This window comes from Spirabiliibacterium mucosae, from assembly GCF_014884965.1.
In the GTDB taxonomy this organism is placed as follows: Bacteria; Pseudomonadota; Gammaproteobacteria; order Enterobacterales; family Pasteurellaceae; genus Spirabiliibacterium; species Spirabiliibacterium mucosae.
In genome coordinates this window covers 45,178-60,353 of the sequence record NZ_JABTBO010000012.1, presented here as the reverse complement: position 1 = coordinate 60,353, position 15,176 = coordinate 45,178, and the positions used below count along the sequence as shown (strand labels likewise).

Here is a 15,176-nt window from a genome sequence, read left to right as displayed (position 1 = left end):
ATACAAATCAATTTCATTCACATAAAAATAATCTTTTCAGTATTCTCTGTTACAGTATTGTTGATCAACTTTAACTTTATAAATTTCATGCCTTTTTTAAGGCCTAAGTCTTTCATCTTATAATAAGACTTAATAAAGGCTATTTATATCCACCAACAACTGCAATGTAATTATGTAATCTTATAATCCTACAGTAGAGTAATTTAATATAATCAACAGTTTTCCTAATAGGAAAAGTACTTTTCCAGGTTCTTGAATTTACAACACCATAAAAGAATTTTTAATTAGATCAGACTCTTTTTTAGTAAATAAAGATCTTTTTCTATCATAGAGATCTTACTTCTGAGGTATTTATTTTCAATAACCAGATTGGTTTTATTAAATCTATTCTTCATTTTATTATAACCTAAATATTACTCTATTGGCTATCATTATAATACTTATCTATTACACATTCTGTTTTTCCAGAAAATCTCAATTGACCATTATCTAAAAGTAGAGAACACGTACATAATTCTTTTACTTGTTCTAAGGAATGAGAAACAAACAATAGTGTTGTTCCACCAGAAAGAAGACTTTCGATCTTTTTTTGCATTTATTTTGAAATTTAAAATCTCCAACTGCAAGAACTTCATCCACAATCAAAATATCAGGCTTTTTGATTGTTGCTATTGAAAATCCTAGTCTTGCGGACATTCCTGATGAGAAATTTTTAATCGGAGAATCAAGAAACTCTCTCACCTCTGCAAAATCAACAATTTCGTCGAAATATTCGTCTATAAATTTTTTACTGTACCCTATTAAAGCTCCATTTAAATAGATATTTTCTCTTGCTGTTAATTCACCATCAAATCCTGCACCAAGTTCTATAAGTGGAGAAATAACACCTCTAACATCAACAGTACCCGTGTATGGCTTAATGATACCTGTAATAAGTTTAAGTAAAGTAGATTTACCAGAGCCATTATGCCCGATCAATCCCCAAGACTCTCCTTTCCTGATTGTCAAATTAATATCTTGCAGAGCAAAAAAATTCTTGAAATAACAACTGGCCTTTCAAGAATTTAATAACATATTCTTTTAACCCATTAATATTTTCTGTAGATTTGTTGAATCTTACATAGGCATTTTTAATATCAATTATTACATCATTCATAGTTAAATATATAAAATAAAATTATCTTGTTTCCGTAAAAAGGTATAGATTCCTATTGCCAATGCAATAAATGCATATCCTATTCCTTGTAATAACAGAATTGTATCAAAAAAAGTTCCATTTAAAACCACGTCTCTAAACTGGGTAATATAAATATTCATCGGATTTAAATTATCATAATACCATCGATATTTTCTGGAATGATTGAAATAGGATAGATTATAGGACTTAAATACATCCAAACAGAAAGAAAAACACCCCATAGATACTGCACATCTCTAAAGAAAACAGCAAACGCAGCTAGAAATAGGCTAATACCTAGAGAAAAAAATAAACCTCTATGATAACAATTGGAAAAATAATATATTCCAAGTAGGTTCAACTTGTGTAATTATCATTACTAATGCAAGTGCTATTAATGAAAAAAGTAAGTTAACTAATGAGCTACTTACTTTTGACAATGTAAAGATATATTTTGGCACATATGTTTTTTTTAATAGCATTGAGTTTCCAGTTATTGAACTAACTGCCATTGATGTTGATTCAGAAAGAAACCAAAATAACCTGTCCCGTTAATAGGTAAACTGCAAAATTCGGAATATCAAACCGAAACAAATTTGAAAAACGATAACAAGAACTGTCATCATTAATAGAGGATTAAGAATACTCCATATATAACCTAGATAACTTCTACGATACTTTAGTTTTATATCCTTCAAAACCAGTTGTCGAAGAAGCTCTTTATATTCTAGAAGAGCTTTCATGATCTCATTCCTTTTAAAAAGTATATGCATCTTTAAGTAATTTACCAGATAGATCCTTAGAAGATAATAATGGAATGCCATTTAGAGGCCATTCAATATTAACTACTGGATCATTCCATGCTAGAGAATGTTCAGCACTCGGATTGTAGTAATCAGTGCATTTATACACAAACTCTGCCTCATCACTTATCACGTAAAACCCATGAGCAAATCCCTCTGGAATCCATAATTGTCTTTTATTTTCAGCAGATAGTAATTCTCCAACCCATTGCCCGAAAGTCTTTGATTTTTTGCGCATATCAACAGCCACATCAAAAACAACTCCACTAATGACACGAACAAGTTTTCCTTGTGTGTTTTGACTTTGGTAGTGCAAGCCCCGAAGTACGCCTTTTGTTGATTTCGAATGATTTTCTTGAACAAATACCCTATTACAGACATTTTTTTGAACCATTCATCACGAAAAGTTTCCATGAAAAATCCTCGCTGATCACCAAAAACTACTGGCTCTAACACTTTAACATCTGGAATTTTTGTATCAATTATCTTCATATATAACTCTAAAGTTGTTTGATTTTTCTAATTACATATTTCAATGATTTATTCCAATTACTTGGCTCAATCTCAAAATTTCTATAAATTTTATTTAGCTCTAAACGAGAATTAAGTGGTCTTACTGCCAATGTAGGATACTCTGTAGTTTTTATCTTTTGTATTATCGGTTTTTTAGATAAAATTCCTTCAGAGAAACCATCCTCTATGATTGCCTGTGCAAATTCATACCAGCTAACATATGGTTTACCTGTAAAATTATAAATGCCGTATTCAACATGCTGCTTGTTGACGATTAAATTAGAAATTTTTATCAGCGCATCTGCAATATCTCCGGCATAAGTTGGTCCACCGCACTGATCACCTACAACTTTTAATGTTTCATTTTGAGATGCCAACCGTAGCATAGTTTTAACAAAATTATTTCCGTGCTCACTGAAAACCCAAGCGGTTCTTAATATTATAACTTTACTACATTTTTCAAATGAAGCTAACTCCCCAGCTAGTTTAGTACGGCCATAGACACTTTGAGGATTAACTTGAGACTCTTCCGTATAAATATCCGCTGTTTTCCCATCGAAAACATAATCTGTTGATATATGTAGTAATGGAACATTTCTAAGTTCAGCTGCTTCGGCTAAATTTCTTGGTCCGTCCCTATTTATTTTCTCTGCTATTTCCTGCTCAATTTCAGCTTTATCAACAGCTGTATATGCCGCTGCATTAATAATGATATCAGGATTAAATGAATCAACAATAGCTAGTACAGAATTCCGCTCTGTGATATCAAGCTCACTACGATCAACCGCAAGAATAGTTGCTTGCCCATTCAACCGCTCACAAAGACAAGTTCCTACTTGTCCTTTACTACCTGTAATTAAAATTTTTGCCACAATTACATCTAACCTATAACTGATAGTTGTTGATAAAATTAATCAAATACTGTCCATAAGAATTTTTACACATATTTTTTGCTTGTATTAAAATACACTCAGCACTCAGCCAACCATTTTTAAATGCGATTTCTTCAAGGCAAGCAACTTGCAGGCCTTGCACGTTTTGAATGGTGTGTACAAACGAGGCGGCCTCGTTTAAGCTCTCGTGCGTGCCCGTATCCAGCCACGCAAAGCCGCGGCCCAGCAGTTGCACGTTCAGCGCGCCGGCATCGAGATACATCTGGTTAATTGAGGTGATTTCCAACTCACCGCGCGCAGAAGGCTTCACCTTTTTGGCAAATTCCACCACGCGGTTGTCGTAAAAATAAAGCCCCGTCACCGCCCAGTTGGATTTTGGCTTTTCGGGTTTTTCTTCAATTGACCGCACTTTATAGTTTTCATCAAAATCCACCACGCCAAAGCGCTCGGGGTCTTTCACTTGATAGGCAAACACGGTAGCACCCGCTTTGCGGTTGACGGCTTTGTGCAGCAATGGCGTGAATGATTGACCGAAAAAGATGTTGTCGCCCAGCACCAAGCAGCAGCTGTCGCCTGCGAGGAATTGCTCACCGATGATAAACGCCTGCGCCAGCCCCTCTGGCTTTGGCTGCACGGCATAACTGAGCTGAATGCCAAAATCGCTGCCATCGCCGAGCAGGCGCTTGAAGCTGTCGTTGTCTTCAGGGGTGGTGATGATCAAAATCTCGCGGATGCCGGAGAGCATCAGCACCGAGAGGGGGTAATAAATCATCGGTTTGTCGTAAACTGGCAGCAGCTGCTTCGACACACCGCGGGTGATGGGGTAAAGGCGAGTGCCAGAGCCGCCTGCGAGAATAATGCCTTTCATACGCGCTCCTTGTTATTGCCCTGTGCCAAGGCGCTCGCGGCTATAAGAGCCGTCTTGCACGCGTTGCCACCATGTCGGGTTGTCGAGATACCACTGCACTGTTTTGCGAATGCCGCTTTCAAAGGTTTCTTGCGGCTGCCAGCCGAGCTCGCGCGCGATTTTGCTGGCATCAATGGCATAGCGCAAATCATGCCCAGGGCGGTCTTTCACAAAGGTGATCAAATCACGGTATTGCGCCACGCCTTTCGGCTTGTTTGGCGCGAGCTCTTCGAGCAGTTGGCAGATGGTTTGCACCACCGTGAGGTTAGTTTTTTCGTTATGCCCGCCGATGTTGTAGGTTTCCCCCACTTTGCCCTGTGTGACCACGGTGTAAAGCGCGCGGGCGTGATCTTCAACAAACAGCCAATCACGAATTTGCGCGCCATCGCCATAAACCGGCAGTGGCTTGCCCTCAAGGGCATTTAAAATCATCAGCGGGATCAATTTTTCAGGGAAGTGGAAAGGCCCGTAATTGTTTGAGCAGTTAGTCACCAGCGTTGGCAGGCCAAACGTGCGGTGCCACGCGCGCACGAGGTGATCACTCGAGGCCTTGGAGGCAGAATACGGGCTGCTTGGCGCATAAGGCGTGGTTTCAGTGAAAAGTGCGGTTGTGCCTTCTAAATCACCATAGACCTCATCGGTGGAGATGTGGTGAAACCGAAACCGCACTTTGCGATCCTGCTCCAAATTTTGCCAATAGGCACGGCTGGCCTCGAGCAGCGTGTAGGTGCCGACAATATTAGTTTCAATAAATGCCGCTGGCCCATCAATCGAGCGGTCAACATGGCTTTCCGCCGCCAGGTGCATCACACAATCGGGCTGATGCTCGGCAAACACACGATCAAGCGCGTGGCGATCGCAAATGTCAACCTGCTCAAAGGCATAGCGCGCATTGCCCGCGACCGCTGCCAACGATTCAAGGTTGCCCGCGTAGGTCAGCTTGTCGACATTCACCACCGCATCTTGAGTGTGTTCAATCACATGCCGCACCACCGCCGAGCCAATAAACCCCGCACCACCTGTTATGAGAATTTTTTTCATATACAACCTGCTTCGCACTTAAATGTTAACTTGGCGATTATAGACGCAAATACTCAAGCAAGCAAGCAAGCAAGCAAGCAAGCAAGCAAGCAAGCAAAGTATGTGATATTCTTCAAAATTATACAAAAAACTTTTAGAACATCATTCTTCTCGCTATAATAGAGCGTTTTTAAATCTTTGGGTTGATAAATATCAATCCATGAGCAAAGTTGTGTAAAATTAGAGGAACTATGGCAAAAGAAGACAGTATTGAAATGCAAGGCACCATTTTGGAGACCTTGCCAAACACGATGTTTCGCGTGGAGTTGGAAAACGGCCACGTGGTCACGGCGCACATTTCAGGCAAAATGCGCAAAAACTACATCCGCATTTTAACCGGCGATAAGGTCACCGTTGAGCTGACCCCGTATGACTTAAGCAAAGGGCGGATTGTATTCCGCAGCCGTTAAGCAAAAGCTAGCCTTGCGCTAGCTTTTTTGTTGGTGCGCCATTTGGCGGATTTTCCGCTGCAAGGCGCGCCCTGCGAGGTTAAACAGCCCCAACACGAGCGCTAAGCCATAAAGCAACTTGTCGCCAAACACGCTGTAAGGCGTGATCACGCTCTCGGGCGTGAGTGTGGCGGTGAGTGTAGTGGCGTGAAATTGCGGCGCTTGCGCGGTGATTTGCCCGCGTGGGTTGATGAACGCGGTGATACCATTATTGGTGGCGCGGATCACGGCTTTGCCGTTTTCAAGCGCGCGCATGCGCGCCATTTGCAAGTGCTGCCACGGGCCGATGGTGTCGCCAAACCAAGCGTCGTTTGAGAGCGTTAAAATATAATCGCTCGGGCTGTGGGCGAGGTTTTGTTGCAGCTGATGGCCGAGCACAATTTCATAACAAATGGCCGCGCTCATGCGGCTTTTTTGCGTTTGCAGCGCGGGTTGTAAAAACTCGCCTTGGGTGAAGTTCGACATCGGCAAATCAAACATCGTGCCCAGCGGGCGCAAAATGGCCTCAAGCGGCACATATTCCCCAAAAGGCACGAGGTGGTGCTTGTTGTAGCGCACCGCACTTTCCGCATTTTGATAAAGTGCGGTCGGGTTGCCAAGGGTGATAATCGAGTTGTAAAAACGCTGCTTGTCGCTATCGGCATACACGGTGCCAACAATCAGCTCGCTGCCGTGGGTGCGCGCAGCTTGTTGCCAGTTGCGCAAGAGCCCCTGCACGCGGTTTTCCACCACGGGGATGGCTGCTTCAGGCAAAATAATCACATCACTTTTGCCCAAGTGCGGTTGGATCAAATCTTGGTAGATGGCCAGCGTTTTTTGCGCGTAGTCTGGGTCCCACTTCAGGCTTTGGGCGATGTTGCCCTGCACCAAGGTGATGGTTTGCGCTGCGCTTTGCGTTTTCGCCTGTTTAAACTGCGCAGAATTCAACAGCCCCGCGCCCGTTGCCACCACGATAAGGGTGAAAAGTGCGGTCAGGCGCACGCCGAGCGGCTGTGCTTCGCGCGGCTGGCAGCATGTGAGCACTTGCCCACATGCCCATAGCATGAAAAAGGTGACGCCCTGCACGCCCAACAGTGGCGCAATGGCGCCAAAAGGGCTATCGATTTGGGAATACCCCAGCTGCAACCACGGGAAGCCTGTCATCACCCAGCCGCGTAAAAATTCAGTGATTGTCCAAACAATGGCGATGGCGACCGCACTTTTAATTTTAAAACGTTGAATAATGTAGCTAAACAGCAGCGGATAAAGGGCGAGGTAGGCTGTCAGCAGCGCCACCGCGAGGTAGCTCAAGGCCAGCGGCACGCCGCCGAAGAGGTGAATGCTGACGTGAATCCAGCTCACACCAAAGGCGAAAAAGCCAAAGCCCCAACAAAAGCTGCCCCAAAGTGCGGTTTTGCGCGTGTGGTGGGTGGCAAAATAGAGCAAACCCACGGTGCTGACAAACGCCAGCGGCCAATAATCAAACGGAGAAAACGCCAGCACGCCCACGCCGCCGAGGGCAAGCGCGGCCAGATTGTTGAACAGTGTGCCCATTAGTCTTGTGCCTGCTCGCCTTCGTTTTCGATCAGTTCATCAGGCACGCGCACCCGCAGTTGGATAATTTTGCGGCTGTCGGCGGCGGAGACTTTAAACAGCAAGCCTTCAAGCTCAATTTCTTCATCGCGGTGCGGCAGGTAGCCAAAGGCTTGCATAATCACCCCGCCGATGGTGTCGACGTCTTCGGCTTCAAAATGGGTGTTAAAGCGCGCGTTGAAATCTTCAATGTCGGTCAGCGCCCGCACGGAGAAGGTGTGGCGCGAGAGCTGGCGGATGTCTTCCGCGCCTTGCTCGTCAAATTCGTCTTCAATGTCGCCCACAATTTGCTCGAGAATATCTTCGATGGTCACCAGCCCTGAAATAGCACCAAATTCGTCCACCACAATCGCCATGTGAAAGCGCTCGGCGCGGAACTCTTTAAGCATGCGATCTACCCGCTTGCTCTCAGGCACAATCACCGCTGGGCGGAGGATCGATTGCATGTCAAACTCCGCCGCCGTGGAGCGAGAAAACGGCAGCAAATCTTTCGCCAGCAGCAGGCCCTCAACGTTGTCGCGCTCATCACTCACCACCGGAAAGCGTGAGTGGGCGGATTCAATAATGATGTCTAAACATTCATCAAGGCTTTGCTCTTTGTTGATAAACACAATTTGCGCGCGCGGGATCATAATGTCGCGCACGCGCAGCTCGGCAATCTCCATCACCCCTTCAATCATCTCGCGGGTGTCTTGGTCGATCAGCTCATTTTGCTCCGAGTCGCGGATCACCTCCACCAGCTCGTTGCGGTTTTTCACTTCCCCTTGGAAAATTCGGCTAAACAGCGCACCAAAAAAGCCCTTTTTACTCGGCTCTTGGGCATCTTGGGTTTGATCGTCACTCATGATGTGTTCTCGTTGGCATTTTTGTCAAAAGTAGCACATTTTCGCGCCTTGTGCTAGCACTGCAATGGATTGTGAGCACGCTCGCAAAAGCCAAAGTGCGGTTCGCGATTTTCCGCCATTCGTTATATAATCTCTCCCATAACGTTTAAATAAGGAGAAAATATGAAGTTATCACGTTTCGTTATGCTATCAACCGCACTTTTTGCCACCTCCACCATGGCCGCCGAGCTGCACCTCTATTCTGGCGCAGGCTTGAAAGATGCGGTCGAGCCGATTGTGAAAAAATTTGAGCAAGATACCGGCAACACCGTGAATGTGGAATACGGCGGCTCGGGCCAAATTTTGGCACGCTTTAAAGCCACCAACCAAGGGGATTTGTTCCTCTCAGGCGCAGGCAGCTATGTTGACAACCTGCCAAAAGGCGCGGTGGCACAGCGGGAAGCGCTGGTGTTGCACATCCCGGTGATGGCAGTGCGCAAAGACAAAGCCGAGGGCATTCACTCCCTTGAAGATTTAGCCAACAGCAATTTGCGCATCGGCATTGGTGACCCAAAAGCGATGGCGCTCGGCAAAGGGGCTGAAGCGATGTTTGCCGCCTCAGGCGTGGGTGACAAACTTGAGCAAAAAGTAGTGGTGCGCGCCGGCACCGTGAAGCAATTGATGCTCTATTTACTCAACGGTGACGTAGACGCCGCCGTGGTTGGCCGCGCAGGTGCGTTCAAAGCCAAGCAAAAACTCGACATCATCCCAACGCCAAAAGGCATTGGTGAAGAGCAAGTCACCCTTGCCGAACTGGCCACCAGCAAGCACCCGAAAGAAGCCAAAGCGCTGTTTGAGGCCTTCACCTCCAAAGCTGGCCGTGGTGAGTTTGAAGCGAAAGGATTTTTGCCACTTGAGGGCAAATGAGCTGGTCGTTAAGGCTCGCACTGCTGCCACTGCTCACGCTGCTGGTGGTGGTGCTCGGCTCGATTGCCGCACTGTTGGCGCAGCTTAATGGCGAGTTTCTCTGGCAGAGTTTGACTGATAAAGAGATGCACTTTGCCCTTTGCATGTCGCTGGGCACCTCGTTGCTCTCGTTGTGCTTGGCGGTGGTGATTGCCGTGCCGTCGGCCTGGCTGATGAGCCAAGTGCGGTTGCCCTTTGCCCGCGTGCTCGACACTCTGCTCGATTTGCCGATGGTGCTGCCGCCACTGGTGACGGGCTTGGGGCTGTTGTTGCTGTTCAACTCGCAAGGGATTTTAGGCCACTGGGTGCCGCTGCTCAGTGAGGTGATCTTCTCCCCGCTGGGGATTGTGGTGGCGCAAACCTATGTGGCCAGCGCGATTATGCTGCGCAATGCGCGCGGCGCCTTTGCCACGCTCGACCACGGCTTTCGCCAAACGGCCTTCAACCTTGGGTTAACGCCGTGGCAAACGCTGTTGAAAATTGAGCTGCCAATGTGCTGGAAGCCGCTGCTGTGCGGCGCGATTTTGGCGTGGTCGCGCGCCATTGGCGAATTTGGTGCCACGTTGATGCTCGCTGGCGCCACACGCTTTAAAACCGAAACCCTGCCGATGGCGGTGTATCTCAACATTTCCAGCGGCGATTTTGAGCTGGCCATTGGCGCCGCGCTGTGGCTGCTGCTGATTGGGTTGGTGCTGCTGTTTGCCGTGCGTTTGATTGGAGGGCGACAATGACACTGCGCATCCAACACCTGCATTGCGGCATTTTGCGCGATGTCAACTTTGAGGTGGCACCCAACACCAATGTGGCGGTGGTCGGGCCCTCAGGCTCGGGCAAAAGCACGCTGCTCAACGCTATCGCCGGCCTCATGCCCTATTCCGGCACCATCACCCTCAACGGGCAAGACCAAGCGCCATTGCCTGTGTGGGCGCGCCAGTGCCGTTATCTCAACCAGCATCTTTACCTCTTCCCGCATTTGACGGTGACGCAGAATTTGCTGCTGGCGCTGCATAATGTCAAGCAAAGTGCGGTTGACAAACGCGCGAGCGCGATGGCGCTGCTCGACGAGATGGCGATCACCCACCTCAAAGACCGCCTGCCGAAAATGCTCTCAGGCGGTGAGCAGCAGCGGGTGGCGCTGGCGCGGGCGCTGATTGGCAAGCCGCAGCTGTTGCTGCTCGACGAGCCCTTCTCTGCCCTGGATTGGGCCACGCGGGAGCACATTTGGCAGCTGTTTGTGCGCTACCAACGCGCGCATCGCATCACCACCTTGCTGGTCACCCACGAGCTGCGCGAGGCGGAGATTCTCTGCACGCTGCGGCTTGAAATTAACAACGGACACCTTGTGGAGCACGCTTTATGATCTATTTTTCCGCCCAAGAACTTGACGCTTTACTCCTTGAAGACGCCTACCGCGGGGATTTAACCACCCGCGCACTGGGCTTGAGCACACAACCCGCGCGGATGCAATTTCAACGCAAAAAGTGCGGTCGCGTGGCTGGTGTCGCGGTGGCCTGCGCTTTGCTTAAGCGCTTGGGGCTTAAGCCCATTTGCTTGGCCAACGACGGTGAAGACGTGGATGCCGGTGCCGTGTTGATTGAAGTCTACGGCGAGGCGGACAAGCTCCACCACGGCTGGAAGGTGGCGCAATTGGTGCTGGAGTGGAGCTGCGGCGTGGCGCAATACACCGCCGAGATGCTCGCCCAAGCCCGCGCCGTCAGCCCAGATTGCGTGCTCGCCTGCACGCGCAAATCGATCCCTTACACCCGCAAGCTCGCCACCGCCGCGGTGCTCGCCGGCGGCGGGCACATTCACCGCCAAGGCGTGAGTGAAACTATTTTGGTGTTCAAAAATCACCGCGCCCTGTGCCCTGCCCCTGAGGATTACACCGCGATGGTGCAGCACCTGCGCGCGCACAACCCTGAGCACAAAATCACCCTTGAAGCCGACGATTTGCCGCAGCTTGAGGCGATGCTCAAGGCCGCGCCTGATATCATCCAAATGGATAAATTCTCCCTAACAGAGGTGGAAACCGCACTTTCACTGTGCGCCAAGAGCCAAAGTGCGGTGCAACTCTCGCTCGCCGGCGGCGTGAAGCGCGACAACATCGCCGAATTTGCCCGCGCGGGCGTGCGGCTTTTTATCAGCTCCGCGCCCTATTACGCCGCACCTGAAGATATTAAAGTCACCATTGAAAAGGCCTAAAAAAACCGCACTTTGAGTAAAGTGCGGTCAATCAAGGTGCGGTGGGTTAGTCGGTTAGCACCACCACGGTGACCAAAATCAAGCTAAAGGCAATCAAGCCAATGCTGATTTTGCGCCCCTTGTGGCCGGTTGGGATCATCCAAATCGAACTGATGACAAAAAAGATCAACGCAATCGCGAAAAAGATATTCAGTGGCGAGTAGGCGTATTTTGAGTTGGCTTTGTGCAGGTTAATCAGCTCATCTAAAATGCGTGGGTAGCGCATATCTTTGTAATCCGCCTCGCCTGTGGCCACGTTGTAGCTGCCTTGTTTGAAATAGGCCACATCACCTTGCTGGCGCTCAATTTTGAGGTTTTTGATTTTCACCGCTTTGCCCAGCGCTTCGGCATCTAAGTGCGGTTCAAGGGTTTGCACAAAGTGCACCTCGTGGCGGAAAATGTCGGTGTCGCGGTAGCCTAAAATGATGCCCGTGACGCCATAAAGCAGCATAACAAACAGCATAGAAAAGCCAGCGTAGCGATGCAGCGTGCGCATCCACTGGCGAGTGTTTTTACTCATGGAAATTACCTTTTGTGATTATAACGAAATGAAAGGATCGCTATTCTAGAAAAAACCCACACAAAAGTAAATGAGAATTGTTGTAATTATTAGTTCAGGGTAAAAAAAGGCGGCCTGACGACCGCACTTTTCTCTGGACATTTCGCTTAAATAATAGCGTAAGCGATGGTATAACCCACCAAGCACGCCACAACCACGCCGACCAAACCTGGCGCCATAAAGCTGTGGTTGAAGTAGAATTTGCCGATTTTGGTGGTGCCGGTGACATCAAAGTTGATGGTGGCGATGTCTGACGGATAGTTCGGGATAAAGAAGTATCCGTAGGTTGCTGGCATCAAGCCGATCAACAGCGGCACAGGCAAGCCGATGGCTAGGCCCACTGGCAGCATCATCCGCGCGGTGGCCGCTTGGCTGTTGATCACAACAGACACAGCAAACAGCGCGAAGGCGAATGTCCATGGGTAGGATTCTACCATTTCGGTCACACCGGCTTTGAACGATGGCATCGCGTAGCTAAAGTAAGTATCACTCATCCACGCAATCCCGAAAATCGCAATTGCGGCCACCATGCCCGATTTAAACACCACGCCGTTAGGCACATTTTGTGGGTGAGTTTTGGTGGCGATCATGATAATACCCCCAAAAGCGAGCATCATCATTTGGATGATAAGGGTCATGGAAACCGGTTTTTCAGCATCGCCCAAGGTGCGGATTTCAGGCATCACCGCCACAATCACGATGGAGACCAACGCGAGGATAAACAGCAACACGGCGTTGCGGGCAGAGTCTGGCAGCTGCTCGTTAAGCGTGGTGCTGGTGGTGTTGGCAATGCGCTCACGCCACACTGGATCTTGCAAGCGACGTTGATATTCTGGGTCGTCTTGCAGCTCTTTGCCGCGGCGCAGGCTGTAGAGCGACAGCGCGATGGTGCCGAGCAAGGTGGCAGGAATGGTCACGGCCACAATCGTCACCAAGGTGATGTGCTCAAAGCCTGGCACTTTCACCACTTGGCCGAGGTAATACACCACCGCGGCCGAAATTGGGCTGCCAGTGATCCCCAATTGTGAGGAAACAGACGCCGCCGCCATTGGGCGCTCTGGGCGGATGTTGTTTTTCAACGCCACATCACCAATGATTGGCATGATGGTGTAAACCGCATGGCCTGTGCCGAGCATCAATGTCATGGTGTAGGTCACCAATGGGCCGAGAATGGTCACGCGTTTTGGGTTGCTGCGCAAAATGCGCTCTGCAATTTGCAGCATGTATTTCAAGCCGCCTGCCGCTTCAAGAATCGAGGCGCAGGTGACCACCGCAATGATAATTAACATCACGTTGATCGGCGGTGAAGTTGGCGGCATGCGCAAGATGAACACTTCGATCACCAAGCCAATGCCTGACACCACGCCAAGCCCAATGCCGCCAAAGCGGCTGCCAGTGTAGAGCATCACCAGCAAGAATAAAAACTCAAGATATAACATAGTGGTCCCTTAATGATTTGAAAAAATGGTCAGATGGAATAATCTTGAGGCGATCGTACTCAATTTAAGGTAGCTGGCAAGTGGTAATTCACGAAAATTTGATTTAACGCATATTTTCTTTTTCGCATAAAAAAAGCAAAATGATCCAACTCATTTTGCTTTTTGAACATCAAAGTGCGGTTAGAGCACGTCAAGCAGCTCCACTTCAAATACCAAGGTGCTAAATGGCGGGATGGCATTGCCCGCGCCGCGCTCGCCGTAGGCCAGCTCGTGTGGGATCACCAAGCGCCATTTTGAGCCCACTGGCATCATGGTCAACGCTTCTGTCCAGCCTTTGATCACGCCATTGACCGGGAATTCAGCCGGCTGGCCGCGTTGCACGGAGCTGTCAAACACGGTCCCATCTGGCAGGCTGCCGGTGTAGTGCACGCGCACAGTGTCACTCGCGCTTGGCACTTTGCCGTTGTCTTCAGTTAACACTTGGTATTGCAAGCCGCTGTCGGTCACTTTCACGCCGTCGGCTTGTTTGTTTTCCTCTAAAAAGGCTTTGCCCGCGGCTTCAATTTCTTTAAATTGCGCTTGTTGGCGTTCACGCGCCACTTGCTCCATTTGGTGCAGCGCTTGGCCCACGGCGTTGAGGTCGGCCGCTGGCGGGTTTTGGTTAAGTACGTCAAAAATGCCTTTTGCCACGGCTTCAACATTCACGCTCAGTTGGCTTTGCAACAGCTGTTGGCCAATTTGCAGCCCAATGCCGTAGCTGCCTTGTTGTTCTGTTGTGTCGAGTTTCACGTTGTTGAAAAAATCGGTCATAGTGTGTCCTTTTGGTTGTCGTTAGTTGAATCGGTTGTTTTCGGCGCACTCATCGCTTGCCCCATTTGCACTGCGCTGCCCGCGGCAAAGTGCGGTAATAAATCCACGGCGTCTTTAGCAAATAGCGTGATCACCGTTGAGCCTAAGCGAAATGCGCCCATTTCTTCACCTTTTTCAAGGCGGATTGCGCCTTCGCCCTCGCTTGGGTAATCCCAACTTTGCACCTGAGCTGTGCGCGGTGGGTTGATCACCCCCGCCCAAGTGGTGCTCATGCTGGCGGTGATGGTCGCGCCCACCAAAATTTGCACCATCGGGCCAAATTTGGTGTCAAACTGGCAAATCACCCGCTCATTGCGCGCAAACAAATTCGGGATGTGCTCGCCTAAAAATGGGTTGACGGAAAACAGCATGCCCGGCACATAGGTCATTTTGCGCAAGGTGCCAGCCACAGGCATGTGTACACGGTGGTAATCCCGCGGTGAGAGATAAACGGTGGCAAACTGCCCTTGTTCAAAATCTGCAACCGCACTTTCATCGCCGGCCAGCAAGTCAGCAAGGGAAAAATAGTGCCCTTTGGCTTGCAGCAGCTGCCCGCGCTCAATTGCGCCAAGCTCACTGATATGCCCATCGGCGGGGAACACCGCCACATCGCGCTGGTCGATTGGGCGCGCGTCGGCGTTGAGCTTGCGGATAAAAAAGTCATTAAAGCTGGCGTAATCTGTCGGGTTTGGCTTTTCCGCCTCGTGCCAGTTGATGTTATACTTCCAGCTAAAGAGCTTGATCACCCCATGGGTGAGCGCGCCCCACTCTTTTTGCGCAAACCAGCCCGCTAAGCGGGTGAGCGGCAATTGCGGGAGCAGGTAATGAAAAGCAATTTTCACACGGTCAAAATAAGTCATCGGCATCTCCGTTAATCAAGCAGATAGGGAGAATATGGGGGTGA

Annotated in this window: 14 protein-coding genes and 3 pseudogenes; 5 read left to right on the top strand and 12 right to left on the bottom strand. The window is 48.9% G+C overall.

Going from position 1 to position 15,176, the window contains the following annotated elements; all coding sequences use genetic code 11:
* Nucleotides 1–418 precede the first annotated feature (418 nt).
* The 6 genes and pseudogenes from HPC37_RS06150 to rffG form a co-directional block, all read right to left on the bottom strand.
* A pseudogene (locus HPC37_RS06150) lies at nt 419–1,156 on the bottom strand (ABC transporter ATP-binding protein).
* A 2-nt stretch (nt 1,157–1,158) separates the two neighbouring features.
* Nucleotides 1,159–1,920, bottom strand: a pseudogene (locus tag HPC37_RS06145) (ABC transporter permease).
* Nucleotides 1,921–1,933: 13 nt separating this feature from the next.
* Nucleotides 1,934–2,472: pseudogene (gene rfbC, locus HPC37_RS06140) on the bottom strand (dTDP-4-dehydrorhamnose 3,5-epimerase).
* Nucleotides 2,473–2,480: 8 nt separating this feature from the next.
* Nucleotides 2,481–3,365, bottom strand: coding sequence for a dTDP-4-dehydrorhamnose reductase (gene rfbD / locus HPC37_RS06135; RefSeq protein WP_208122293.1), 885 nt, complete (start codon nt 3,363–3,365; stop codon nt 2,481–2,483).
* Nucleotides 3,366–3,378: 13 nt separating this feature from the next.
* The gene (rfbA, locus tag HPC37_RS06130) at nt 3,379–4,254 is read right to left on the bottom strand and encodes a glucose-1-phosphate thymidylyltransferase RfbA (protein ID WP_208122292.1); all 876 of its coding nucleotides are present in this window, start codon (nt 4,252–4,254) and stop codon (nt 3,379–3,381) included.
* Between the two features lie 12 nt (nt 4,255–4,266).
* On the bottom strand, nt 4,267–5,334 hold the full coding sequence (gene rffG, locus HPC37_RS06125; RefSeq protein ID WP_208122291.1) for a dTDP-glucose 4,6-dehydratase: 1,068 nt from the start codon (nt 5,332–5,334) through the stop codon (nt 4,267–4,269).
* 230 nt (nt 5,335–5,564) lie between these two features.
* Here rffG and infA point away from each other — a divergent pair, with 230 nt between their 5' ends.
* Nucleotides 5,565–5,783, top strand: a complete 219-nt coding sequence (gene infA, locus HPC37_RS06120) for a translation initiation factor IF-1 (RefSeq protein WP_208118750.1) — start codon at nt 5,565–5,567, stop codon at nt 5,781–5,783.
* An 18-nt stretch (nt 5,784–5,801) separates the two neighbouring features.
* Here the strand turns inward: infA and lnt are convergent, their stop codons facing one another.
* Together lnt and corC are read right to left on the bottom strand one after the other, a co-directional pair.
* Nucleotides 5,802–7,355 carry an apolipoprotein N-acyltransferase gene (gene lnt, locus HPC37_RS06115; RefSeq protein WP_208122290.1) on the bottom strand — a complete coding sequence of 518 codons (1,554 nt, stop codon included), beginning with the start codon at nt 7,353–7,355 and terminating at the stop codon, nt 5,802–5,804.
* Nucleotides 7,355–8,239 carry a CNNM family magnesium/cobalt transport protein CorC gene (gene corC / locus HPC37_RS06110; RefSeq protein WP_208122289.1) on the bottom strand — a complete coding sequence of 295 codons (885 nt, stop codon included), beginning with the start codon at nt 8,237–8,239 and terminating at the stop codon, nt 7,355–7,357. The genes lnt and corC overlap by 1 nt, the downstream gene beginning before the upstream one ends.
* Nucleotides 8,240–8,401: 162 nt before the next feature.
* Here corC and modA point away from each other — a divergent pair, with 162 nt between their 5' ends.
* Genes modA through modD form a run of 4 tightly spaced genes read left to right on the top strand, consistent with a single transcriptional unit; the run spans nt 8,402 to nt 11,386 of the window.
* Nucleotides 8,402–9,145 carry a molybdate ABC transporter substrate-binding protein gene (modA, locus tag HPC37_RS06105; RefSeq protein ID WP_208122288.1) on the top strand — a complete coding sequence of 248 codons (744 nt, stop codon included), beginning with the start codon at nt 8,402–8,404 and terminating at the stop codon, nt 9,143–9,145.
* Complete coding sequence (locus HPC37_RS06100; protein ID WP_208122287.1) at nt 9,142–9,915, top strand: ABC transporter permease; 774 nt, start codon at nt 9,142–9,144, stop codon at nt 9,913–9,915. The genes modA and HPC37_RS06100 overlap by 4 nt, the downstream gene beginning before the upstream one ends.
* Complete coding sequence (locus HPC37_RS06095; RefSeq protein WP_208122286.1) at nt 9,912–10,544, top strand: ABC transporter ATP-binding protein; 633 nt, start codon at nt 9,912–9,914, stop codon at nt 10,542–10,544. The genes HPC37_RS06100 and HPC37_RS06095 overlap by 4 nt, the downstream gene beginning before the upstream one ends.
* Nucleotides 10,541–11,386: a ModD protein gene (gene modD / locus HPC37_RS06090; protein WP_208122285.1), complete on the top strand. Its 846-nt coding sequence runs from the start codon at nt 10,541–10,543 to the stop codon at nt 11,384–11,386. The genes HPC37_RS06095 and modD overlap by 4 nt, the downstream gene beginning before the upstream one ends.
* Nucleotides 11,387–11,432: 46 nt before the next feature.
* Here the strand turns inward: modD and HPC37_RS06085 are convergent, their stop codons facing one another.
* From HPC37_RS06085 to asd, 4 genes are all read right to left on the bottom strand, one after another.
* Nucleotides 11,433–11,945 carry a PepSY domain-containing protein gene (locus HPC37_RS06085; RefSeq protein WP_208122284.1) on the bottom strand — a complete coding sequence of 171 codons (513 nt, stop codon included), beginning with the start codon at nt 11,943–11,945 and terminating at the stop codon, nt 11,433–11,435.
* A 146-nt stretch (nt 11,946–12,091) separates the two neighbouring features.
* On the bottom strand, nt 12,092–13,423 hold the full coding sequence (locus HPC37_RS06080) for an anaerobic C4-dicarboxylate transporter (protein WP_208122283.1): 1,332 nt from the start codon (nt 13,421–13,423) through the stop codon (nt 12,092–12,094).
* A gap of 180 nt (nt 13,424–13,603) precedes the next feature.
* Nucleotides 13,604–14,233: a BamJ family beta-barrel-assembly machinery protein gene (gene bamJ, locus HPC37_RS06075; protein WP_208122282.1), complete on the bottom strand. Its 630-nt coding sequence runs from the start codon at nt 14,231–14,233 to the stop codon at nt 13,604–13,606.
* Entirely contained in the window at nt 14,230–15,138 is a 909-nt protein-coding gene (asd, locus tag HPC37_RS06070) for an archaetidylserine decarboxylase (protein ID WP_208122281.1), read from the bottom strand. The genes bamJ and asd overlap by 4 nt, the downstream gene beginning before the upstream one ends.
* Nucleotides 15,139–15,176 lie beyond the last annotated feature (38 nt).